Raw genomic sequence first — 20992 nt, forward strand, 5'->3', positions numbered from 1 at the left:
TTATCCCCATAAATTACTTCGCTGGCGCGGGTTTACAACTCGTGTCCTGTTTATGATGTCGGGTTTGTAACCCGACTGGGCCAGAGGCCCAGATTATAGCCAGTCACGAGTCGCAGATCCCGGACTTGCTTCGGGACGAGGACGCTCGCGCCATAAGTATGGAATTCACCGTAATTAAATGGCCCTGCCTTCACACGGACTAGGAAGTCCGCAGCAGAGAAAGTTCCGGACAAGGATGTCCGAAACAGGACCCCCTATAATATCAAATCTATTGAGAGAACACCTAGGCAAGGTCCAAAATCCTAAAGACTCTACTAACTACCTATTATAAAACTCCTTCACCACCTCAATCACACTCTCCTGCTCCACTTCAGTCATTCCCGGGAAAAGCGGAAGACTCAAGCTGGTATCTGCCAACTCCTCTGCTACCGGAAAATCACCTGACTGATATCCCAGAAAAGTATAAGCCGGCTGCAAATGCACTGGCATAGGGTAATGTATGGCTGTGCCAATGCCTGATTTACTTAAATGGTTTTGCAAGGCTTCTCTATACTTTGTCCGGATGTTGAAGATGTGGTACACATGGTTGCAGTTATCAGCTGTGCGCGGAAGTATAAGATCGCCTATACTTTGCAGCTCCTTTAAGTATACTTTTGCCAGCCGTTGCCTTTCGGTATTGTACTGGTTCAGGTGCTGCAGTTTAATGCGAAGTATGGCAGCCTGCAATTCGTCGAGGCGGGAGTTAACGCCAACCAGTTCGCCAATATACTTTTGCTTCTGGCCGTAGTTGCAGTACTGCTGCACAAAATCTGCTATGATTATGTTGTTTGTCACAACAGCGCCACCATCGCCCATGGCACCCAGGTTTTTGGTCGGGTAAAAGCTAAAGGCTGCAGCGTCGCCAAAGGTGCCAACTTTCTGGTCTTTAAATGTGGCTCCGTGTGCCTGTGCGCAATCTTCCAACACACGCAGTTTATACTTTGCTGCCAGCTGCATAAGCTCGCCCATCTGGCAAGGCTGACCGTAAAGGTGCACAGGAAGCATAGCTTTGGTTTTAGGAGTAATGGCCTTTTCAGCGTTGGCTGCTGTCAGGTTGTAGGTATAAGCATCAGGCTCTACCAGCACCGGTTTTGCCCGCACCTGCAGCACCGCATTTACCGTAGCCATGTAGCTGTTTGATGGCATCAGCACTTCGTCACCAATTCCTATGCCCAAAGCCTTCAGCGAGATTACCAGCGCATCGTAGCCATTGCCAACACCAATGGCAGTAGTGCCCTCGGCGAGATAAGCGGCAAACTCCTTTTGGAAGCTGTGTACCTCCTTGCCAAGTATAAAATTACCCCGCTTCGCCATCTGCACCAAAGCTTGCTCGAGTTGCTGCTGCACACCCGGCACAAAATCCCTGAAAGCAAAGTATGGCACCTCCATCATTTATACTTTCTCGTTTTTTGATTTCTCTACAAAATCCTGGTAATCGCGTATGTAATCGGCTTCATCAAAATCAGAAGATGTAAGGCTCAAAAGTATGGCCCCTTCCGAGAAGTATAAATTTGCCCAGTACATAGGCGGCAAGTATAAGCCCTGGTCTGGTTTGCTTAGCTTAAAAGTCTCTGTACTTCCTCTGCCGTTGTCTACCTTTACATCTATATTTCCGTTTACTGCCACCAGTACCTGCGCTGTTGCTATGTGCGCATGGCGGCCTCGTACTACTTCCTGTGGCGTATTATACGTCCAGAAAACACGCTTTACATTAAAAGGGAGCTTGTCTGAAAACTGCGTGGAGCTGATGTAGCCCTCGGCAGAATTACCAGTGCTGTTAAACTGAATGAAGTATGGCTGTTGCGGCAACTTTGTAAAGATGGTTTTTCAGAACGAATATAGTGCTAATTCTCTTTACCTGCTTGCCTGCAGCCATAGTTAAACTAAATTTGTAATACCGGCATACAGGCCGCAGCACCAAATCTATGCTTTACCTTATACTTAGCGTTTTAGTTAGCGCCACACTTATTTTTATCTTCAAGCTTTTCCAGCGGTACAATGTGCACACATTTCAGGCCATTGTGGTAAACTATACGGTTTGTATACTGGTGGGCCTGTTGTTTCCGGGAGGCAGTGATGTGCTGCAACCGGGCATCTTTACTAACACCTGGGCCTATGCGGCTATGGCGCTTGGCGCTATCTTTATACTTACATTTTACCTGATGGCGCTCAGCACCCAAAAGGTAGGAGTAACTGCAACTTCGGTGGCTGCTAAGATCTCGTTGGTAATACCTGTGCTTTTCAGTTTGCTTGTGCTGCGCACCAGCCTCAAAGAGTATAACATCATCAACTACATTGGCATGGTGGCTGCGCTGGTGGCAATCGTGCTGTCGTCTATCAGGCCGAGGCAGGATAGCGAGGTAAAGGCCTCTCCTGCCATGGCATTGCTGCTGCCTTTTATCATTTTCCTGAACAGTGGCATCGCAGATTCTCTCATCAACTACACAAACGAGCATTACCTGCAAGCCCACGAGGCCAGCCAGTTTACCATGCTCACATTTGCTACCTCGGCAGTGGCAGGCATGTTGGTGTTAGTGGTTTTGCTGATGCTTAAAAAAGTAAAACTAAACTTCAGAAGTATAGCAGCAGGTGTGGTGCTGGGTATCCCGAATTACTTTTCGATATACTTTCTGATAAAGGCGCTTACCGCTTTTGGCAACGACGGCGCTTTTCTATACCCCATCAACAACATAGGCATTATACTGGTGGGAGCAGTAGGTGCCGTTATTTTCTTTAGCGAAAAGCTTAGTAAACTGAACCTGGTGGGGATTGCGGTAGCTGTTATGGCCATTATACTTATCTCGTATCAGGAAATTTTAGCTAACTTACCTTAGCCTATGCAAGATACTTACAGAACCATAGTTAACCCCACCGAAGGACTTTACAAAGAGAAAGGCAGCAAGTTTAAAGCCCTGGCCTTTCCTGTTTATTCCGAAGATGAGGTAAAGGACGTACTGGCGGAGGTGAGGAAGAAGTACTATGATGCCCGTCACCATTGCTATGCTTATACTTTGGGTGCCGATAAAAGCCGCTACCGCGCCAACGACGACGGTGAACCCAACCACTCGGCCGGCGACCCTATACTTGGCCAGATCCGTTCTGCAGACCTGAGCAATGTGCTGGTGATAGTGGTACGTTATTTCGGAGGCACTAAGCTAGGCGTTAGCGGACTGATAACAGCCTACAAAACCGCCACTGCCGATGCCCTGGAACAGGCTGCTATCATAGAAAAACACGAAACCGTTCTGCTGCAGGCGCATTACGATTATCCGCAGATGAACGATGTGATGAGTCTGGTAAAAGAATACGACCTGCCCGTACGCAACCAGCAATTTGAACTGGACTGCAAACTAACCCTTGAGGTAAGAAAAGCTCTCCAGGAAGAAGTTACCGCTAAATTGGAAGAAATGGAGAAGGTTAAGGTTAAAATGCTGGAGTGAGTTGTTCTGCCGCATATTTTGCGGAGCGTAAATGCAGCTGTACTTGCGGCATAAATTTAAAAGATGTAATATGTTACTTTCCCAGATTCATAACTCTCTACCTTTTTAACTTTCTAACTCCTAAACTCTCTATCTTGCTACATGGCCAAACTCAGACTCCACCGTAAACGCGAAAAAATACTCGATCGTAAAGCTGGCATAAAACCGGGCACACTACTCGTTCCTACAGAGTCTTACAAGCCGCGTTTTTTCCTGATGTCTTTCTCTGAAACTTTGTTTGAAGAAACAGAGCTACAGAATTACAAAGAACTGATGCTGCGTGTAAAAGCCCATCCCGAGGCACGCCATTGGATAGACATCCGGGGCTATGGCGACCAAACTATGCTGGAGCAACTTGTTGCTGACTTTGGCCTGCACCCGCTGCAGATGGAAGACGTGATAAATGATTACCAGCGCCCAAAGGTAGAGGAGTTCGGTACTAACCGCTTATTCATTATCACACGCATGCTGCGTTGGTCTCCTGAATTTAAGTCCTTGATAGATGTGCAGCTATCCTTGTTTACCGGCGACAACTATGTATTAAGCCTGCAAAGCGATTACGGCGATTGCCTGGACCCTTTGCGCGAGCGCATCCGGGTGGGCAAAGGTGTTATCCGTAGCCGCCCTACAATGTACATGGCTTATGCTATGCTAGATGTTGTGCTCGACTACTATTTCCCGGTAATGGCAGAAATAGGCCTTTATATGGAAGAGCTGGAACAGAAAGTATTGCGCAAGCCCTCAAAAAATACCCTGACCGAGATTCTAAATCTGAAAAGCGAGCTGGTTAAACTGCGCCGTATTGCCTGGCCCGAACGCGACCTGATGAATGAAATGCTGCGTATGGACGAAGATGTGATTCCAGACTCGCTAAAAGTATATTTCCGGGACGCCTACGACCACGCCGTGCAGTTGATAGATCTGATCGAAAACCACCGGGAAATGTCTTCTAGTCTGGTAGAATTGTATATGTCTATGGTAAGCAACCGCATGAACGAGATCATGAAAGTGCTTACTATTATCTCCAGTATCTTTATCCCGCTTAGTTTTATAGTTGGCATCTACGGTATGAACTTCTCCCGCGAAGACCCGGAAACAGGTAAGGTTTTCCGGTATAGTATGCCTGAATTGTACGAGCCATACTCTTACCCGATACTACTGGGGCTAATGGGTACGCTCATACTTTTCCAGATATACTTCTTTTACAGGAAAGGGTGGTTCAGGAGCTTTTAACAGGATGGCGAAGCTTAACACTTAGTCTCCTACAACCACGGTCCAGGGCCGCACCTGCCACTCCGAAATAAGCCCATTTTTTACGTATGGGTCGTTTTTGGCAAAGTCCTCAGCTACTTCAGGAGAGTCAGCCTTGAAAACGAGTATCGCTCCGTCGGCTGGCTCTGCCAGTGCGCCTGCCATAAACAAACTCCCATCCAGCCTTGCCTGCCGGGCCAGTGCTAAATGCTCCTCACGATAAGGAGCGCGTTTCTCGATGTAGTTTTCTACTGTTTTGTAAAAAAGGATGTAGTACATGTTCTTACTATTAAATGTGGAAGCATCTATACTTTTCCAGGCCAGATAACCTGGGACTAGCTCTGAGCTTAGCTTTTTTCATTACTGTCTGCTTTCATAATCTTGCCCAGAAAACAAGAACTACAAAAGCACTTAGCAAGATATTAAATATAAATACTCCCAGCACTTTAAATATTCCACTTAAAGCAGAGAAGCTGTTAGCCATATTTAAACTTTTGCCTGTAAATATAAAGTGTATGGCCAGAGCCATATTTACGACAATGTATTATGCTGTCTTTTACTATCACCTTTCCTTCTCCTTACTTTTATGATGGAGATTTCCAACGGCGCTAAAACCAGAAAAGTGGATTCTGTCTCCCCCCGACCTTTCCACCAAAGTTACGGATGTTGTAGGTGAAGGTGAGCAGGCCGTAGCGGGTCAGCGCCGCGGTCTGGAAATCTTGGATCAGGTTCTCCCGGATGCTCCTGCTTGCGGTAATGTTCTGGTCCAGCAGGTCGTAAACAGACAGCTTCAGCTGCGCCCGGTCATTCTTCATGAACAGGTATGTTATTCCAGCATTCAGTCTGCCATAGCTGTTCTGCAGGCCCGGCGCGGCATTAGAGTTATACCAGTAGTCAAAGGTCGCCTCCCATACCAGCTTTTTAGGCAGGCGCACCACAATCTCCGACCTGGCCGCCCGGGTATTAAAGCGCAGGTTATCAAAAGCATTGTTCTCGTAAGTGCTGCGCTGATGACTAAGGGTAAAAGACTGGCTTAACTCAAACTTGTCATCCAGATTTGCCCTGGCCTCCACTTCAGGATAAAACCTCCAGCTATGGCTATTACTGCGGGCATTGTTGAGCAGAACAAGCCCTGTCCCGTAAGTAACACGCATATTGGCTCCTATTGTAAACTTTTTTTTGTTGTCATACTTGTAGTCCTTCATTACGCGGGCGCTTCCACTAAGGCCCCAGTTCCCGTCCACGTTCACTGGTCTGCTTGTCTGCAGTCCGTTCTGCTCTACTGTGCGCTCTCTTATAATGGCGTCGTTGGTAAGGGAGCCTGAAAGATAGGCGGTGTAATTGAGCGACCTTTTGGTATCATACTTTCTGTAATTAAAACTAAAGGAATTGGATACCGTGGGTTGCAGCTCAGGATTACCGTACTGTATGAACAGCGGATCGGTATTATCCAGCACAGGCTGCAGATCCGTCGCATTTGGCTCCCGCAGGTCTACATTGTAGTTAAAGTGAAGCTGTTTCCAGTTTACGCTCAGGCTCGGAAAGGCATAGAAGTACCGCTGCTCAATAGCAGGCATAGTCTCAAAGCTGTTGTTAATGTGAAGCGAGGTAAAGCGGATGCCCGGCTGCAGTGTAACATCCTTTACTTTCCATTTCAGGCCTGAAGTCAGGTAATTGCGCCATCCCTTGCGGTCCAGCCCATTAGATAATCCTGGTACAAGGTGCTCATACTCCCCGCTCTCCGGGTCAGGCGTATAGGTTACCAGTACATTCTCATCCCTGAAGTACTCTACATTCAGTCTAAAAACAGCGCTTAAGTTCTTGCTCATAGGCTCATTATAAGCAAACGTGTTGTTTATCTGAAAGTCCTCCTGATCTGTTTGACGTAACTGATCCAGGTAAGTGATCATTGGATCGGGCCGGTAAAATGTATTCTCCGCCTCGTTGAACTGGTCCTGTAAAGTAGAAACGCGGCCCATCCTGCTATAGAGCGTCAGTAGTCTTCCTTTCTTCCTGAAGAAGCGCTCAAAACTGAGCGTATTGGAGAAGCTAACTTCCTCGCTGTCCACCACTTCTTCGTTTATACTCTCATTCACCAGCCCGGAGAGGTTCCGGTAAGTACTCACAAAGGAGTTCTGATTTGAAAGTCTATAGGAGAAATTCAAGCCAGGGGCAATACTCAAATTTGTCAAGCTATCCAGCTTCCATTCCATTCTGCCCCCTACCCTATGGGTCTGGCTCCTGCTATTCTGGTCCCTGTCTCTTCTGGTAATAAGGGTATCACTTCTCAGAAACTGCTGCGCGTTCACTACCTGTCTCAGATCTTCATTCGCGTCACCCAAAAAGTACTGCAGATTGAGCTTCATCCTTTTTTTAGTCACAGTGTTAAAGTTGGCACCTCCCCCTGAAGATTGCTGAATGCCCTGGCCCATTCCTCCGAAGGAAACACCATTGATAGCGTATCCCCCGCCGTAACGTATGCTCATACTGTTAAAGCCGCTACGATCAAAACCTCCTATTCTCCTTACATCTGCCATCTCAAAGCCAGGGCGGTTCAGGTTGTTGGAGTAACCTAAAACACTGATCTGGGTGGTATCCCGGAACATGTTGAAAATCCCCCCTACCTCATAGCGTGCGTCTGTGCCTGCCCCACCATGCAGCTTGCCGAACATCCCTTTCTTAATACCTTTCTTAAAGGTGAGGTTGATGACCTGCGGAATGTCCATCTCGGGCATGTCCGGGTCCCGGCGTAGTGCCTCCGCGTCGTTCATTACCTGCACTTTATCTATCACATCTGCCGGGAGGTTGCGGCTGGCAACTTTTGGGTCACTGCCGAAGAACTCTTTCCCGTCAACCAGTATCTTCTGAACAGACCTGCCGTTGACCATAATGTTGCCCTGCTGGTCTACCGTTACACCCGGCAGCTTTCTGAGAAGGTCTTCTACCAAAGAGGTGGGTAAGGTTTTAAAAGAGGCGGCGTTAAACTCCAGTGTATCATTCCTTACAAGCACCGGCGGCGTCTCGGCAACAATTAATACCTCGCTTAGCAGGTTCGACGATTGCTCCATATTGATCACCCCCAGATCAAGAGAGGGCTTCTCCTGCGAGAGCACGAACTCCTTCCGGTATACCTTAAAGCTCATCATGGTGATCACGGCGCGGAGCTCCTGACCAAGAGGGAGCCCGGGCACACGGAAGCCGCCTTTTTCGTCACTCATCCTGAAGGTAACCATAACCGTGTCAGCGGCCGTGTACACGGCTACAGTGGCGTAAGGAAGGGCTTCTTTAGAGGTTTCATCCAACAGACGACCCGCGAGTTCGCCTTTCTGATTTTGGGCCTTGGCTGAGTGTGGAAGAAAGAAGGAAAGCAGCAGGGCTAAGAGTAAAGTATGTCTCATAGTAGGGGTTGATATGATTAATAGTTTTAGGCAGGCATACAGGTTAACCTCAAACACAGACCATTTCACCCCAACGAATAGCCCTGAAATACATTTCAATCTAACATTTTTTCTATACATTTAAAAACTTACATTCCTTAGATCAACATCGTACCGGAATAATTGAAGGGAGGCCAACCTGCCAATAGGGTAAAATGCATAAAGCCTCTTAGTTTAAGCACCTTTTTCACACCACATCAGATTTTCAGTTTTAAAATATAAACCACTGCTACAAGTACCTTTAGGCCCTATGGTCAGCATTCTTTTGCCTGATCTGTTGTAGTGGAAAGTCTTTCTTAAATTTATACTTTAAGCTTGTCCATCTGTCGATTTGCTTTTTCAAAACATTGTATTATATTAATATTGAAATTAATCCTACACCTTTAATGCAAAATGCTATGAGGTACCCGCTATTTTACCTGCTCCCTTTGCTAATGTTTCTGGCCGCCTGCTCTAAAGGCGAAGAAGAAAAAAAGCTCTACCCTACTAAGGTAGTAATTGGCGACACGAAGCATGAGTTTCACTAAGACGCCGGCAGGATCTACAGCGTGACCACTACCAAACCTGGTTTCTACGAGGCGGTAACCTACCGTTACTACGATGAATATTTTAATGAGCCAGACCACAGGCTAAAGGACGAGATATTTGAAGTAAACTATTCGCCCGACAAAGGTATTATCGGCTGGGACAGGAGTGATTCTATTAAATCCAGACAGGAAATGCTCGCAAGACTTTCAGACTCGGATCTGGTTACGGATGAGTCGCAAAGTGTGTACCTTGCCAGAACTAGCCAAAGTCAAAAAGTAAAGCACAGCTATAATCAGGATAAGCAGCTAGCCGAATCAACCTACTACTTCATGCTCACAGGGCGAGAGGCAAAAAATATATTGAACGACCCAAGGTATATTTCCAAGCAGGTGAAGTACGATTACAAAGAGGGGAAACTATCGATGGTAGCTTTCTACGCCCCCGGCTCCAGTAGGCCTTACCTGCTGATAGAGCTTGCCTACGACGATAGGCCAGGCTATCTGAAGCAATTGCCCCTGGAGGCAAGATTCATGCCCCTGGAGCTGCCCTACCGGGACCATAACATCACCAGCTATACCGTTACGGACGCAACAGGCAACGTGCGAAAGGAATTGTCCTACACCTGCGAATACTCCTACAACAAAGATGGATACCCTGATAAATTTACCCGTAGAATGCTAAACGGGAAGGAAGTAAAAGGCTATATCCTCTACAAAACTGATTTGGAAAAGAAAGAGAAAATAGCTTCTGTGCAGTAGCAGAACTAGCTGCAGATATAATGAAAAGTACCGTGTCTGATTACTACTTATAGCACACCTAGATTCAGCTTAATTCACAAGCCTGAAACTGATCTTCTGCAGCTCATTCCGGAACACCTTGTATAAAGTATAATCGTTGGAAGCCTCGTTGCGGTAAACAATAACAGGCTTGCTATTTTCGAGGGTGCTGTTGCCTACCAGTTTGCCTTTGCTGGTGTAGAGATAGGTTTTCTGAGGGCCGGTTTCTGTTATGACGTATAGCTTGTTGTCACCGCCGAAATGGAAATACTGTACTATTTTAGGTGCAGAGGTAACATAGCGCTTCTCAAACTGCAGGTTCAGGTCCTGATCAAAGACGGCTACCTTGCCTTGCTCCTGCCGCACGATCACAAACGATTTTCCATTGTTGCCTTCTGCCTCCAGGTCAAAAAAGGCGCTCTTGCTTGGCCTCACCAGCTGCTCACGTGTAATTAGTTTGCCCTGCAGGTTAAAAGTAGTTACGCTGCCATACTTTGTAACCACCGTAACCTCTGTTTTGCGCAGATCGGCACCGGCTTTTACAAAAGCACCAGACGTTAGCGGTGATCTCAGGTTCATCGGGAAACCGGGGTACACCTCGCCTCGCGGGTTTAGGGCATAAACGTAACCATTCTCAAGCAATACCAGAATTACATCGCGCCCACTCACACGCACATGCTGTGGCTCTGTTGCCAGGCGGTAATCCATGCGCCGCGGCTGCCATCCATCAATGGCATTGCCCCTGATATCGTACATGTACAGGTTGCCCAGATAATCGTCTACAAGCAGGCGGTAATCCTGGTTTTTCTCATAATCAAATACCGCCAGGTGCTGTATATTAAGCGTATCGCCGATGTTAAACGGGAAATTCTCGAGGTTCTGCCCCTGGTTGTTGATGGCATGAATGCGGTTGGCAGTAGCAAAAAGGTAGCGCAGTTTATTATCAGCCCCCAGTTCAACCTGCTTTATACTTCCCCTTATAGTACTTCCCACAGTATCTACCCAGCCACGTTTTCCAGTTGCCAAAATATTTATCAAAACGTTAGAAGAGTCTTGCACTACAACTTCGCGGCTGCGGTCTACGGCATTTTGGATTGCAAATGGCCTGGAGCTAATCCGCGACTCAAATGGTATAGTAAGTTCTGTGGCAAAGGCATCTTCTCCGCTAATGGCTCCGCTGTCCTGCTTCCGGAAAACAAAGCTTGTATAGTATTGCTTGCCTGCATTGGAAAACTGGAAACTTACCTGATTAAAGCGTTTGATCAGGGTGGAATTTTGCAGCAGGTCTTCGCGACTGTTTTCGGTCATGTAGCGACTCAGTACATACCAGGCATTCACCGTATTAAGGTATAAACTGAAATTGCCTTCCTGCAGGGTTTCCTCTAAAAAGGCTTTTTGCGCTACAGATTTCCCCCATACATTGTCAGCAGAAATATCATCGAGCAGGTCCCGGAGCGTGGCAACCTCATCAGAAAAAACAGTATAGCCATCTATCTGCACTATATAGCTTTGCTCAAACCCCGCGAACAGGCTGCCAAACAGTTTGGCAGGCAAATCCGGTACCTCTATCATCTGGATAGTATAGCTGCCATACTTTTCGGTGTAGGGTTTCTTTTTGCGGGAGGCCAGTACCTGTTTGTTTAGTTTCTCAAGCAACCGCCGGACCAAATCGGGGTTTTCGGTATGGGCAAATACTACTTTTTCGGGGCTTGCATTTATCGAGCTCGACTCCATGTAAGCCAATGCTAACTCATTGTTAAACGCCAGGGCCAGGCTATCCAGCGTGGCACCGTAAGCCGAGCCGGCTGCCTCTTTACGGTTTGGCTGTATCTTCAGCTTTGCAACCTCCTCCAGGCCAAAGTGCATCAGCATGGCGGTGCGATTAGGCAGGTAATTCTTTACGCCAAGGGCTCTCGGTTTTACTGGGGCAATGTTGTTATGGAATGAGTTCTTTAAATTTTCAGGCTCTGAAAAGCCATTCAGAAATATCTTGTCCTTTTCCAGCTTTAGTTCCAGCATGGCAGAACTGCTCAGGCTACTGAGGTAACGCACCTGCGGCATCAGGTCTTCGCTTAAAAACAGCCCCAGCACGTCAGGCAGGGCACGGTAGTTTATAAATACGTTGGCGTATACTTCAGGCTGAGTAAGGTAATTGGTACTTTTAAAACCGGCGGCTATAGACACAGGCTTGCCCCTGCCAATGCGTCGCACGATCTCCTCTATCAGCACCGGCGACTGGCTAAGTATAATATTATTGTGATATGTAAAGTATGTAAAGCGTGTGCCTAAGCGGGTATTGGTAACATCTGTAAGCAAAACATCCTGGTATTGCCGGCTTTCCTGTTCAAAAATATTGCTCTTGTTAATATTATCTACAAGGTTCCGGAAAAAGCGATGCTCTCCCACAGAGTTTACCGGTATGTAGTGCACAAACTCTACATTTGTTTTGCCAATAACGTGAATTGAGGTAAGGATATTTTTTTTATCCAGGAAGCGTTCGCGGCGCTGGCTACCCGGCGATACACTGTCCAGGTAAACCATATTCTCTTCAAAACGCTGATAAGCCGATAGGGCTGAAAAGCTCTCCTGCAGGCTTGTTTCCTTCAGGTGTTCTACCAGGGCCGTGTGGTTGTTTGTCTCTACTACAAAAGCGGCGCTTTCGGGCACCATTGCCCACAGGTCCACCTTTTCGCGGGAGTCTTTCCAGCGGTTAAACCCATAGTAGGCCAGCGATGCCAGCACAACAAAGCCAATGAAGAAGAATACGATGCGTTTCGGCATATTCAGCAATTAGGGATTACAAACTTAGGCTTTTTTTTGAATACTGACAGCTTTACCCTTGGGTATTGGAGCTATTATGTAAGCCATTTTTATACTTTGTGCACAGGCAACTATAACCCTGAAGCAAGCACACGTATAAATATCCAAAACGAAGAGACCCATGTATAAAATTCTTGTTCCGGTAGATTTTACAGATAACTCCACTAAAGCCAGCCACTATGCCCTGGCACTGGCCACTGCTGCTCCACAGGCACAACTACTGCTATTGCACTGCTCCCACGATTATCTTGCAGACGCTGATACGGACCTTCCGCCTCTTGAAATGACTGCATCGGAGGAAGTGGCAGAGCGTGTTATAAACCGGAACGTGACAGAAGCAGAGGATGAACTGGAAGAACTTTACCAGCTCATGCGCACAGAGGCATCAGTACGAAATACCCATACCCGAATAGACCGCGCTTTTATACATGGCTTGCCTGAAGAGGTGATACTCGACGAAGCAAAACGCTTTAAACCCGACCTGGTAATTATGGGCACCAAAGGTGAGTCTAATTTCTCCCGTTCTTTTTTTGGCACAGTTACTACCAAGGTAGTGCAGGAGCTAAATATTCCAGTGCTTACTATACCACTCTCCTACGAAGGCACCCAACTGAAAAATGTAGCCTATGCCTCCGACTTCGACAAAACCGACAGCAGGGTCATAGCGCAACTGCTACAATTGCTCGAGCCATTCAGGCCCCGCCTGCATTGTGTGCACATCAGCAAGTCAGACAGCAAACAGGACCAGCAGAACCTCACCGCCTTACAGGAGAAATTCGCGCAGCATCACCCGAAGGCAAGTATAAATTATACTTTACTGGAGGGTGATAATGTAGCCAAGACCTTGCAGGAGTACATCCAAAAGCAACAGATTGACCTGCTTGCCCTTACAACGCACAAACGCAGTGGTCTTAGCTCCATTTTAAACCCAAGCCTGGCGCAGAAGCTTGTACTGGAGTCGGAGGTACCGTTGCTGGTGTTCCACTCTCCGGAGGAAGTATAAAAGCGTAGCAGGATTGTAAAGGACAATTTGACAAAAGACTTTGTGACAAAATAGGTAGTTGTTATACTGAAACTTCAGAGTTCTTTGTCATGCAGTCTTTTGTCTAAAAGTCACAAGGTGTTCTACCTTAGGCCGTAACCTGCAAGTGCTCCAGCACCGCCTGGTAGTAGCGTTCCAAAGCGCCCTCGCTGGTTGCAAGAAACAGGAATGGCTCTATCAGTTCCAGTTCCATCAGGTGCAATTCACCGTTTATCTCCACACCATCCACGCGGGCATACAGACAGCCTTGTGCAAAATTATCTACTATGTTATGCGCAGCCTCTAACAGCGCAGCAGGTGGCTCTGGTGTATGAATGGTGCCTCCAAAGAAATGCTGCACCCTGAAATCGCCGGGTTTTACTGTTTTGAGTACTGTGTGGCTGTACTCACCGTTAAAGAACAGAAACGACCACTCTCCTTTCGTTTTGATCTCCTCTACAAAAGGCTGCACCAGAAATGCCTCCTCTTGAAGCAGTTCATTTATACTTTCCGTTTTGGCTTCGGCATCTAATGCCGAAAGGGCAAAGGTATTTTTAGCACCACCGCTCACACTTGGCTTTACAATGATTTTTTCTGAACTAAGTGTAGCAAACGCATCTGCTGCATTAAACGTGCTACCTTTTTCCAGCCACAGCGTAGGCACTATTTTCATGCCTTTGTCCTGCACATCTTTCAGGTAGCGTTTATCGGCATTCCAGCGCACTGTCTGCACCGGGTTCAGTACACGGCAGCCTAATTGCTCCAGCTTATCCAGCCAGGCATAAAAAGCATCTATTTTATCAAAGTAATCCCACGGCGATTTAAGAATGATCAGCTCAAACTGCTTCCAGTCCACCTCCGGATCGTCCCATATCTGGTAAGATACAGACAGCCCTTTTTGGGTGAGGTAGTTATACAGGTCATCGTTCTCCTGATCAGAAATTCCGCTAAAATTGCCGGTATTAAAATAAGTTATGAGTGCTATTTGTTGAATATTCATATTTGTGTAATCTTTGCGCAAAATTATGCTTTTACAGGCGCAGATACTACTGGCTAAACTACTTTTAGTCAAAACTTTTAAGCAGGCAGCACTCGTATGTATGGTATAATTTCTTAACGCCTACTTACGTTTACCATGTCTACTTTATACTTCATCAGCTGCCGCTGGAAATACAGCCTCACTATAAGGCTGATGATCCTGTTGTTCCTGGTAAACACCATTGCCTCCGCATGTTCCTCTGATTCTACTGTAGATGGGGAGAACGACATGCCCCGTGAGCGCGAAACAACCCTTGAAGCCGACACTACCTCTACAAAAAGAAACGCAGTACCGACTACGGTAAGCCTGCTGGGTAACCCGTTTGTGGCAAACCGCAGCAAAGGAAATTTCCTGAGCTCCTACTACGACCGCATCAACTCCGACTTTACAATTGATGCCGATCCGATAGAAAATATCCACCGCTCTACTGTTACCGACACGATCTTTACCATCCGCTTCGGCAACTCTATGCTCGAGTTTTATGCCCCAAGCCAGACAGGTGATCTCCTTTTACAGGTAGCCGATATCAAGAACAGCGACATTACGCTTCGCAACAACATGCGCGTGGGCATGTCGCAGGCAGAGCTTATGAGCAAGCTAAAAACCTTTGGCAATGATATCAGGATCACTCAAAATCCCAACGAAGTAATTGCCTCCGGCTACGAAGGCGCCCCCACCACCCTGCACTTTTTCCTCAAAAATGGTAAAGTAAGCCGTATCCTGTATGAGGGGTATGTTGATTAATTGTTATTTGCTAATTGTTCAATTGTTGGTTTGCAATACCGGGTCCAACCACCCCTGCCCCTCCTTAACCAAGGATAGGAGTTCTGACACTACTTTAGCAAAAGTATAAACTCAGTGCAACTGCTTAACCTCCCTTCTACCAGGATCCTTACAGGATGACAAAATGAAGGGAAAGACAGACACTATTATGATCACGCAAGACGTAGTAGTACCAGGACTTTCCTCACCTGTTATTAGGAGAGGACTGGGGTGTACAGCTGGGGTAGTTGTCTCACACTGAAATTTAACAATCAGCAACCAGCAATAAACAATCAATTCCTACCTTTGCCCAGGAACCAACGAGTAGTATAAGTATGCGAGCAGTAATTCAGCGGGTAACACAGGCATCTGTTGAGGTAGAGAAAAAGATAAAAGGCCAGATTGATAAAGGCCTGTTGCTTTTAGTTGGCATTTGCCCTGACGATACCGAAGAAGACCTGAAGTGGTTAGCTACCAAAGTTGCTCAGCTCCGGATATTCAGCGATGAGAACGATAAGATGAACCTGAGCGTGCAGGATGTGCAGGGAGATATACTTGTTATCAGCCAATTCACGCTATATGCCAACACAAAAAAAGGTAATCGCCCTTCTTATGTTAATGCTGCTCCTCCTGCTATTGCCATACCTTTGTACGAGCGTTTTGTAACTATACTCGAAAGCGTTTTGGGCAAACCCGTACAAACTGGTGAGTTCGGTGCCGACATGAAAGTATCGCTGTTAAACGACGGCCCTGTAACTATAATCATGGACACTAAAAATAAAGACAACTTCTAACATGACCATAGCAGAAGCACAAGCCATAGTTGATAACTGGATCAAAGAGAACGGAGTGCGTTATTTTAACGAGCTCACCAACTTAGCTATACTTACCGAAGAGGTTGGCGAAGTGGCCCGCATCATAGCACGGCAGTATGGCGAACAGTCTTTTAAGAAAAGCGATGAAGGCAAACAACTCTCCGATGAACTGGCTGATGTGCTTTTTGTATTGATTTGTCTTGCCAACCAAACCGGTATCAACTTAACAGAGGCGCTACAAAAAAACCTGGAGAAAAAGACCACCCGCGACAGACAGCGCCATAAGGAAAATGAGAAACTGAAATGAGTTAGAGAGTTTGGGAGTTAGAAAGGTAGAGAAGTATAGAGTTACCTTTCGTAGAGACGCAATATTTTGCTTCTTTTTACATGAGAGATTTTCAATGCGGTTCCGGAAGCTCTTAGAACAGCTAAGTATGGCAGCAGTTTTCAACTGCTTTGCTTTGAAAAAACAAGTATTGTGATGGCCCAGGCTATACTTTATACTTTGATAATTATCGGTAAAGTATAACACACCCCTACCCCTCTCAAGAGGGGAATTACCCAGAAAGTATAAATCTCTTAAAGTATACTTTTCTGCTCACGCAGAAAGCCTTTACAAACTGGCCTCATGCATAGCCACAAGTTACGCTTCGCTAAACTCAAGGCAGGGTTTAATGTAAAAGACGCAAAATATTGCGTCTTTTACATGAGGTAATACCCAATTTTCCACCTTTTCCCTCTCTACCTTTTTACCCCTTTACCTCTCTAACTCCAATGTCCACCAGCCTATCCTGTTGCCAAACTGGTAAAACACCAAACTTATCGTGCTGCAGGCAAAACTCTATGTCTTTATGTATTTCGAGGTTCTCCAGGCGGCGAACGTGCGAGGACTGGCGTAGGAAAGTTACTAAGTCTTGTTTGGCAGTCTGGTACAAGTATAGCGAGGCAAGTGTAGCATCATTTTCAAAAGAAAAAGCCTGCTGCAGGCGTTCCACCAAAGCACCGGCATACAAGGTATCCTCCAGGTTAAACTTGCCTTTCCAGCCGGCGCACACAATCAGCACATCCAACTGTAGTTCCTGCAAATGATTAGCTACTGCCTGTAGGTTCAGAAAAGAACCTACAATTATTTCATCAGCCTCCATAGATAAATGGATAGCACGTGTGCCGTTTGTCGTAGTAATGGCGATAGTTCTGCCTTGCACATTGCCGTTCATGTAGGCAAACGGAGAGTTGCCCAGGTCAAAACCTTCTGCTTTTACACCGTCACGTTCTGCGGCTATCAGGCAACCTTTAGCAGCATAGGCCTGGCACTCTTCCAGCTTCATCACCGGGAAAATATCCGTAGCGCCATGCGCAAAAGCCGTAACCATTGTAGAGGTAGCACGCAGAATATCCACTGCCACCACTGCCTTTCCCTTCAAATCATACAAGTGCAACAGCTCCGGGCTATAGCACACATCTATACTTGGCATTTTATTTCGTTGTTGGTTGATCATTATTCGTTAATTGGAAAATCGAACAACGAATAACGATCAACGATTAACTATTTCTTTAGGATAGGCAGTTTAACCACCTGTGCTTTCATATCCTTGTTACGAACGCGCACAAAGATCTCAGAACCAGGTTTGCTGAACTCAGTAGTAACATAACCTAAACCAACGCCTTTGCCCATAGATGGCGACATCGTGCCGGAGGTTACCTCACCAATCTGCTCACCTCCTGCATTTACTATCTCGTAATGTGCTCTTGGTATAGCTTTCTCCAGCATCTCAAAACCAACTAATTTGCGCTGCACGCCTGCTTCTTTCTGAGCCTTGAGGTTGGCTGAGTTCGTAAAGTCTTTGTCAAACTTCGTGATCCAACCCAATCCAGCCTCTAACGGTGAGGTAGTGTCGTTGATGTCGTTGCCGTATAAGCAGAAGCCCATCTCCAGGCGTAGTGTATCGCGTGCACCTAATCCGATTGGCTTGATGCCATGCTCTTTACCAGCCTCCATAATAGCCTCGAACACTTTTTTGGCGTCTTCGTTTTTAACATATATCTCAAAACCGCCAGAGCCAGTATAGCCCGTAGCCGAAACGATTACATCCTGCACACCGGCGAACTCACCTCTATCAAAAGTATAGTACACCATGCTGGCAAGATCTAACTTTGTTAGTGGCTGCAGTGCCTCAATAGCTTTTGGCCCCTGTACGGCAAACAAAGACATCTCATCAGAGATATTTTCCAGTTCCACGCCTTCTGTGTTATACTTGTTTACCCAGGCCCAATCTTTATCTATGTTAGAGGCATTAACCACCAGCATGTACTCTTCTTCGCCTAAACGGTATACCAGCAGGTCGTCTACTATGCCGCCCTGCTCATTCGGAAAGCACGAATACTGCACTTTACCATCGCTTAGCTTAGAGGCATCGTTAGAAGTAATACGCTGGATCAGGTCCAGGGCTTTAGGGCCGCGCAGCATGAACTCACCCATGTGCGACACATCAAAAATACCAACTGCATTACGCACCGTGTTGTGCTCGTCCAGGTCTGATGAGTAACGCACAGGCATATTATATCCGGCAAAAGGCACCATTTTAGCACCAAGCGCCTCGTGTACATCGTTTAAAGCTATTTTCTTAAGTTCCATTTCGGTAAAGCTGTTCTAAGAAGTTAAGAGACAAAATTAATTAAATTTCAACCGCATCCGAAATTAATTGTCTTCGCCATCTTGGTATATTAATAATAGGTTTATTATATTACATTTAAAGAAAAAAATCTTGAAAAGAGGCAAAAATAGTGCAAAATAATAACAAACTCTATATTGCTGTTTCCCGTTATTGCTACCGTATAATTAGCCAAAGAAATGATATCATCTAACCAACCAACATACATACTCCCCACACCTGTACCTCCAGTATAGTTTTACTGTATATCCTGCCATGAACATTCCCTGCTTTAGCTTGAGCTAATCTGCTTTGCCTTTAAGGGATATGTCAGCTAGTTGTCTGCCTGTTGTACTACAGGTGGCTGGTCTTTGCTATGATAGGTATTTAATTCATGAAGTTATCTGTAAAACTATTTGTCGGGTTCATTCTGATCTCGGTATTATTTACTGCTGTTGCCATTGTTAACTTCCAGCTTTCGGAAGATGTGATAAAAAACTCGCAATGGGTAACCCGCTCACAGACAGTTATTCGTAACTCCGCTGCCTTGCAGCGAAATATCATTGATATGGAAACAGGTTTACGCGGGTTCCTGCTTAACGGGAACGAAACATTCCTGCGCCCATACTACCAGGCTAAAGATATGCTGGCCAACCTTTTTGATGAAACAAAACGCTACACTGTAGATACACCAGAGCAGGGAGAAAGAATAGATAAGATCATACGGCTGCAGAAAGAGTTTCAGGAGAACTACGCAGAGCCGTTAATCGCCATGGTCCGTGCCGATACAGTTCCAAGTAACCAGGATTTTACAAGCAGAATAGATAGCCTGGTATTGGGAGAGAAAGCAATAACAGACTCGATACGTACTACTTTTCGCGAGTTTAATGCTTTTGAGTACCAGGTTCGTGAAGAGCGCCGGCAACGCCTTAACAATAGTATAGATACTACGCGCCAGGTATCTACCATACTTACCACACTATCGGTTATACTTGCCTTAAGCTGGGCTTACTATATTATCCGGATCATTTCAGACCGGATCAATAAAATGGTAAAGCTGGCCGAGCAAATATCACAAGGCGACTATAAAACGCAGATCATCGATACTTCCAAAGACGAGCTTAGTCAGCTTTCTCACTCACTTAACCGGATGTCTGCCACCATCGACGAAACCTTTTCGGAACTAGACAGAAAGAACAAAGAACTTGATCAGTTTGCCTATGTTGTGTCACATGACTTAAAGGCACCACTTCGGGGCATCGAAGTAGCATCGCGTTGGGTAGAAGAGGACATGGGTTCACAGTTGCCGCCTAACGTGCAGGAATACCTTATGATGATGCGTGTGAGAGTTCACCGGATGGAAAATCTTATTAACGGTATACTTGCCCTGGCACGTATTGGCCGTACCGGCCAGGTAGAGGAGACAGTAGATGTTAATGAGTTGCTGGTAGAAGTGATTGATATGCTGTCACCTGGCAGAAAATTCACTTTTGATGTGCAGGAAAACCTGCCCGTACTTCACACAATCCGTATACAGCTACATCAGGTTTTCAGTAATCTGATAAGTAACGCCATCAAGTATCACGACAAAGAAAAAGGCCATATTACAATACGCCATCACGAAGAAGAAACCCATCATGTTTTCTCTGTATCTGATGACGGACCTGGCATTGACCCTACGTACCATGACCGTATTTTTGTTATTTTTCAAACATTGCAGGAACGCGACGCTGTGGAAAGTACTGGTGTGGGCTTAACTATCGTTAAGAAGATTGTGGAGTGGCAGGGCGGCTCCATATGGCTTACTTCTGAGCCCGGGCAGGGTGCCACATTTACCTTTACGTGGCCAAAAAGTAAGGCATGAGAAGTATAATTTTAGTATTTTTGTATTAAACGCACCATAAGTAAATATAAATGACTGACAAAGAAGTAAATATCCTCTTAGTAGAAGATGACTACCTGGATATTATGAACGTGGAACGCGAACTTAAAAAAATCAATATAGATCACCCGATACACGTGGCGCGTAACGGCCGTGAGGCTCTTAGTATGCTGCGTGGCGAGGGCACACCTAAGATTTCTCCGGCTCCAAGTGTTATTCTCCTGGACATTAACATGCCCAAGATGAACGGCATCGAGTTTTTAACAGAACTTAGACGAGAGCCTGAATTCAGCCATATCCCTGTATTTATCATGACTACCTCAAATGAGGAAACCGACAGAATGGCTGCCCAGCGCCTGAATGTAGCCGGCTATATAGTTAAGCCACTCACCTTTGATAGTTTCGAGAACAGCCACTCATCATTGGATAGCTTCAGCCTTTTCCTTGATCTGATTAAAATGAAATAGCGCTTGCTATACTTACAGCCAGTAT

19 protein-coding genes are annotated in these 20992 nt (G+C 46.1%); 11 read left to right on the forward strand and 8 right to left on the reverse strand.

Annotated features, from left to right (window positions below; all coding sequences use genetic code 11):
• Positions 1-318: 318 nt before the first annotated feature.
• Together K0O23_RS00120 and K0O23_RS00125 are read right to left on the reverse strand one after the other, a co-directional pair.
• The gene (locus tag K0O23_RS00120; RefSeq protein ID WP_246596842.1) at positions 319-1431 is read right to left on the reverse strand and encodes a DegT/DnrJ/EryC1/StrS family aminotransferase; all 1113 of its coding nucleotides are present in this window, start codon (positions 1429-1431) and stop codon (positions 319-321) included.
• Positions 1432-1848 (reverse strand): sugar 3,4-ketoisomerase, encoded by a 417-nt coding sequence (locus K0O23_RS00125; RefSeq protein WP_219875312.1) that lies wholly within the window; start codon positions 1846-1848, stop codon positions 1432-1434.
• A 116-nt stretch (positions 1849-1964) separates the two neighbouring features.
• Here K0O23_RS00125 and K0O23_RS00130 point away from each other — a divergent pair, with 116 nt between their 5' ends.
• The 3 genes from K0O23_RS00130 to corA all read left to right on the forward strand — a co-directional run bounded on the left by K0O23_RS00130 (position 1965) and on the right by corA (position 4751).
• The gene (locus K0O23_RS00130; protein ID WP_219875313.1) at positions 1965-2873 is read left to right on the forward strand and encodes a hypothetical protein; all 909 of its coding nucleotides are present in this window, start codon (positions 1965-1967) and stop codon (positions 2871-2873) included.
• Positions 2874-2876: 3 nt separating this feature from the next.
• Positions 2877-3479, forward strand: coding sequence for an IMPACT family protein (locus K0O23_RS00135; RefSeq protein WP_219875314.1), 603 nt, complete (start codon positions 2877-2879; stop codon positions 3477-3479).
• 141 nt (positions 3480-3620) lie between these two features.
• Positions 3621-4751, forward strand: a complete 1131-nt coding sequence (gene corA, locus K0O23_RS00140) for a magnesium/cobalt transporter CorA (protein WP_219875315.1) — start codon at positions 3621-3623, stop codon at positions 4749-4751.
• Between the two features lie 21 nt (positions 4752-4772).
• On the opposite strand, the gene K0O23_RS00145 is transcribed toward corA, so the two are convergent.
• Positions 4773-5048, reverse strand: coding sequence for a YciI-like protein (locus K0O23_RS00145; RefSeq protein WP_219875316.1), 276 nt, complete (start codon positions 5046-5048; stop codon positions 4773-4775).
• A gap of 329 nt (positions 5049-5377) precedes the next feature.
• Positions 5378-8167: an outer membrane beta-barrel protein gene (locus K0O23_RS00150; protein ID WP_219875317.1), complete on the reverse strand. Its 2790-nt coding sequence runs from the start codon at positions 8165-8167 to the stop codon at positions 5378-5380.
• A gap of 437 nt (positions 8168-8604) precedes the next feature.
• Here K0O23_RS00150 and K0O23_RS20255 point away from each other — a divergent pair, with 437 nt between their 5' ends.
• Positions 8605-8733: a hypothetical protein gene (locus K0O23_RS20255; protein WP_262902601.1), complete on the forward strand. Its 129-nt coding sequence runs from the start codon at positions 8605-8607 to the stop codon at positions 8731-8733.
• A gap of 21 nt (positions 8734-8754) precedes the next feature.
• Positions 8755-9492 (forward strand): hypothetical protein, encoded by a 738-nt coding sequence (locus K0O23_RS00155; RefSeq protein WP_219875318.1) that lies wholly within the window; start codon positions 8755-8757, stop codon positions 9490-9492.
• Between the two features lie 69 nt (positions 9493-9561).
• On the opposite strand, the gene K0O23_RS00160 is transcribed toward K0O23_RS00155, so the two are convergent.
• On the reverse strand, positions 9562-12291 hold the full coding sequence (locus K0O23_RS00160) for a DUF4836 family protein (protein ID WP_219875319.1): 2730 nt from the start codon (positions 12289-12291) through the stop codon (positions 9562-9564).
• A 160-nt stretch (positions 12292-12451) separates the two neighbouring features.
• Between K0O23_RS00160 and K0O23_RS00165 the strand changes: the two genes are divergently transcribed.
• A complete protein-coding gene (locus K0O23_RS00165) occupies positions 12452-13333 on the forward strand; it encodes a universal stress protein (protein ID WP_219875320.1) in 882 nt (293 codons plus the stop codon).
• Between the two features lie 127 nt (positions 13334-13460).
• On the opposite strand, the gene K0O23_RS00170 is transcribed toward K0O23_RS00165, so the two are convergent.
• Positions 13461-14351 carry an ATP-grasp domain-containing protein gene (locus K0O23_RS00170; RefSeq protein ID WP_219875321.1) on the reverse strand — a complete coding sequence of 297 codons (891 nt, stop codon included), beginning with the start codon at positions 14349-14351 and terminating at the stop codon, positions 13461-13463.
• A 135-nt stretch (positions 14352-14486) separates the two neighbouring features.
• On the opposite strand from K0O23_RS00170, the gene K0O23_RS00175 reads away from it, so the two are divergent.
• The 3 genes from K0O23_RS00175 (at position 14487) to K0O23_RS00185 (ending at position 16274) form a co-directional block, all read left to right on the forward strand.
• Entirely contained in the window at positions 14487-15134 is a 648-nt protein-coding gene (locus K0O23_RS00175; RefSeq protein ID WP_219875323.1) for a hypothetical protein, read from the forward strand.
• A 353-nt stretch (positions 15135-15487) separates the two neighbouring features.
• Positions 15488-15946: a D-aminoacyl-tRNA deacylase gene (dtd, locus tag K0O23_RS00180; RefSeq protein WP_219875324.1), complete on the forward strand. Its 459-nt coding sequence runs from the start codon at positions 15488-15490 to the stop codon at positions 15944-15946.
• Between the two features lies 1 nt (position 15947).
• Positions 15948-16274 carry a nucleotide pyrophosphohydrolase gene (locus tag K0O23_RS00185; protein ID WP_219875326.1) on the forward strand — a complete coding sequence of 109 codons (327 nt, stop codon included), beginning with the start codon at positions 15948-15950 and terminating at the stop codon, positions 16272-16274.
• A 442-nt stretch (positions 16275-16716) separates the two neighbouring features.
• On the opposite strand, the gene K0O23_RS00190 is transcribed toward K0O23_RS00185, so the two are convergent.
• A complete protein-coding gene (locus K0O23_RS00190) occupies positions 16717-17466 on the reverse strand; it encodes a 2-phosphosulfolactate phosphatase (RefSeq protein WP_317195613.1) in 750 nt (249 codons plus the stop codon).
• Positions 17467-17513: 47 nt separating this feature from the next.
• On the reverse strand, positions 17514-18602 hold the full coding sequence (gcvT, locus tag K0O23_RS00195; protein WP_219875328.1) for a glycine cleavage system aminomethyltransferase GcvT: 1089 nt from the start codon (positions 18600-18602) through the stop codon (positions 17514-17516).
• Positions 18603-19012: 410 nt separating this feature from the next.
• Between gcvT and K0O23_RS00200 the strand changes: the two genes are divergently transcribed.
• Positions 19013-20482 carry a sensor histidine kinase gene (locus tag K0O23_RS00200; protein WP_219875330.1) on the forward strand — a complete coding sequence of 490 codons (1470 nt, stop codon included), beginning with the start codon at positions 19013-19015 and terminating at the stop codon, positions 20480-20482.
• 50 nt (positions 20483-20532) lie between these two features.
• Positions 20533-20967, forward strand: a complete 435-nt coding sequence (locus K0O23_RS00205) for a response regulator (protein ID WP_219875332.1) — start codon at positions 20533-20535, stop codon at positions 20965-20967.
• The last annotated feature ends 25 nt before the right edge of the window (positions 20968-20992 follow it).

It is taken from the genome of Pontibacter aydingkolensis, assembly GCF_019443125.1.
Classification (GTDB): domain Bacteria; phylum Bacteroidota; class Bacteroidia; order Cytophagales; family Hymenobacteraceae; genus Pontibacter; species Pontibacter aydingkolensis.

Excerpts from the sequence above, each read along its gene's own strand:
- K0O23_RS00150 (WP_219875317.1), bottom strand. The coding sequence starts at position 8,167 with ATGAGACATACTTTACTCTTAGCCCTGCTGCTTTCCTTCTTTCTTCCA.
- gcvT (WP_219875328.1), bottom strand. The coding sequence starts at position 18,602 with ATGGAACTTAAGAAAATAGCTTTAAACGATGTACACGAGGCGCTTGGT.
- K0O23_RS00205 (WP_219875332.1), top strand. The coding sequence starts at position 20,533 with ATGACTGACAAAGAAGTAAATATCCTCTTAGTAGAAGATGACTACCTG.
- K0O23_RS00135 (WP_219875314.1), top strand. The coding sequence starts at position 2,877 with ATGCAAGATACTTACAGAACCATAGTTAACCCCACCGAAGGACTTTAC.
- K0O23_RS00170 (WP_219875321.1), bottom strand. The coding sequence starts at position 14,351 with ATGAATATTCAACAAATAGCACTCATAACTTATTTTAATACCGGCAAT.
- K0O23_RS00145 (WP_219875316.1), bottom strand. The coding sequence starts at position 5,048 with ATGTACTACATCCTTTTTTACAAAACAGTAGAAAACTACATCGAGAAA.
- corA (WP_219875315.1), top strand. The coding sequence starts at position 3,621 with ATGGCCAAACTCAGACTCCACCGTAAACGCGAAAAAATACTCGATCGT.
- K0O23_RS00175 (WP_219875323.1), top strand. The coding sequence starts at position 14,487 with ATGTCTACTTTATACTTCATCAGCTGCCGCTGGAAATACAGCCTCACT.
- K0O23_RS00165 (WP_219875320.1), top strand. The coding sequence starts at position 12,452 with ATGTATAAAATTCTTGTTCCGGTAGATTTTACAGATAACTCCACTAAA.
- K0O23_RS00190 (WP_317195613.1), bottom strand. The coding sequence starts at position 17,466 with ATGATCAACCAACAACGAAATAAAATGCCAAGTATAGATGTGTGCTAT.
- K0O23_RS20255 (WP_262902601.1), top strand. The coding sequence starts at position 8,605 with ATGAGGTACCCGCTATTTTACCTGCTCCCTTTGCTAATGTTTCTGGCC.
- dtd (WP_219875324.1), top strand. The coding sequence starts at position 15,488 with ATGCGAGCAGTAATTCAGCGGGTAACACAGGCATCTGTTGAGGTAGAG.
- K0O23_RS00160 (WP_219875319.1), bottom strand. The coding sequence starts at position 12,291 with ATGCCGAAACGCATCGTATTCTTCTTCATTGGCTTTGTTGTGCTGGCA.
- K0O23_RS00120 (WP_246596842.1), bottom strand. The coding sequence starts at position 1,431 with ATGATGGAGGTGCCATACTTTGCTTTCAGGGATTTTGTGCCGGGTGTG.
- K0O23_RS00200 (WP_219875330.1), top strand. The coding sequence starts at position 19,013 with ATGAAGTTATCTGTAAAACTATTTGTCGGGTTCATTCTGATCTCGGTA.
- K0O23_RS00185 (WP_219875326.1), top strand. The coding sequence starts at position 15,948 with ATGACCATAGCAGAAGCACAAGCCATAGTTGATAACTGGATCAAAGAG.
- K0O23_RS00130 (WP_219875313.1), top strand. The coding sequence starts at position 1,965 with ATGCTTTACCTTATACTTAGCGTTTTAGTTAGCGCCACACTTATTTTT.